The sequence below is a fragment of the Protofrankia sp. CiP1_Cm_nod4 genome, assembly GCF_982290645.1.
In genome coordinates this window covers 32,460-33,134 of the sequence record NZ_CEVIVC010000052.1, presented here as the reverse complement: position 1 = coordinate 33,134, position 675 = coordinate 32,460, and the positions used below count along the sequence as shown (strand labels likewise).

The following is a 675-nucleotide window of genomic DNA, read 5'->3' as shown; positions in this document are numbered from 1 at the left end:
CCTCGCCGGCGCCTACCGGACGGTGGGGCGGGTGGCGGAGGCCATCGGCCTGTACGAGCAGACCCTCACCGACAGTCTGCGGGTTCTCGGTCCTGACCATCCGCTGGTCGTCACGATCAGGGACAACCTGGCCGCTGCCACCGCTGCCGCGGAACGCCCGGGATGGATCAGGAGACTTCTCAGACGGTGACCATGGGCGCTCCCGCCGCTGGTGGGCCATCCGGGTGGGGCCACACAAAGCGGGCCTGGCCGGTGAGTGAGGCTGACCGTGGAGCGGGCCGGCAGCACGCATCGCGGAACAGTTCCGCGGGCGTGTCGGGTGTTCGGTTCGGGGGGAGGTCGTGCTACGGCACCGCGGTGCTGTTCTGCTGCTCGAAGCGGGCCGGGAAGCTGGCGATGCCGCGCAGGACGAGGTTCCGGCGGTAGGCGAGGTCGTCCGTGAGCGGCGTCATCGTGATTCCTCGCCGGACGAGCTCGCGCAGCACGATCTCCATCTCCAGGCGCGCGAGCGGCGCGCCGAGGCAGTAGTGGATGCCGAGGCTGAACGTGAGATGACGTTTCGCGGGGGTCTGGCCCGCGTACCGGGTGATGTCGAACCGTTCGGGGTCGGGGAACGCCGCCGGGTCCCGGTTGGCCGAGCCGAAGAGCAGCACGACGCCGTCCCCGGCGCTGAAC

Annotated in this window: 2 protein-coding genes; one reads left to right on the top strand and one right to left on the bottom strand. The window is 70.7% G+C overall.

Annotated elements, in window-relative coordinates:
- On the top strand, positions 1-190 hold a 190-nt coding region (locus AC5LSR_RS12230), incomplete at its 5' end, for a tetratricopeptide repeat protein (RefSeq protein ID WP_493468474.1).
- Positions 191-344: 154 nt separating this feature from the next.
- Here the strand turns inward: AC5LSR_RS12230 and AC5LSR_RS12225 are convergent.
- Positions 345-675, bottom strand: a 331-nt coding sequence (locus tag AC5LSR_RS12225) for a cytochrome P450 (protein ID WP_493468473.1), incomplete at its 5' end; no start/stop codon positions are given.